This window comes from Photorhabdus africana, assembly GCF_035181445.1.
GTDB classification, from domain to species: Bacteria; Pseudomonadota; Gammaproteobacteria; order Enterobacterales; family Enterobacteriaceae; genus Photorhabdus; species Photorhabdus laumondii.
The window spans coordinates 1-686 of record NZ_JAXBVE010000141.1 but is presented as its reverse complement, the minus strand read 5'-3'; the positions used below and the strand labels follow the sequence as shown (position 1 = coordinate 686).

Annotated in this window: 1 protein-coding gene; it reads right to left on the bottom strand. The window is 51.5% G+C overall.

Going from position 1 to position 686, the window contains the following annotated elements:
• On the bottom strand, positions 1-686 hold a 686-nt coding region (locus tag SLS51_RS23105), incomplete at both ends, for an EF-Tu C-terminal domain-related protein (RefSeq protein ID WP_323840821.1).

The window sequence follows — 686 nt, the reverse complement described above, 5'->3', positions numbered from 1 at the left end:
GCGATAACTTTAGCAACAACACCAGCACCTACTGTACGGCCACCTTCACGGATAGCGAAGCGCAGACCCTGGTCCATCGCGATTGGTGCAATCAGGGTAACTTTCATCTGAATGTTATCACCTGGCATCACCATTTCCACGCCTTCTGGCAGTTCAATGGTTCCGGTCACGTCAGTTGTACGGAAGTAGAACTGTGGACGGTAGCCTTTGAAGAATGGCGTATGACGGCCACCTTCGTCTTTGCTCAGAATATAAACTTCTGATTCGAAAGTGGTGTGTGGCTTGATTGAACCCGGTTTCGCCAGTACCTGACCACGTTCGATTTCGTCACGCTTGGTACCACGCAGCAGAACACCGACGTTCTCACCTGCACGACCTTCGTCCAGCAGTTTGCGGAACATTTCTACGCCAGTACAAGTGGTTTTAGTCGTGTCTTTGATACCCACGATTTCAACTTCTTCACCCACTTTAACGATACCGCGCTCTACACGACCGGTCACCACGGTACCACGGCCTGAAATAGAGAATACGTCTTCGATTGGCAGCAGGAATGGCTGGTCAATTGCACGCTCTGGTTCTGGGATGTAGCTGTCCAGGGCATCGGCCAGTTCAATGATCTTCGCTTCCCACTCTGCATCACCTTCCAGCGCTTTCAGAGCAGAACCACGGATAACTGGCGTGTCATC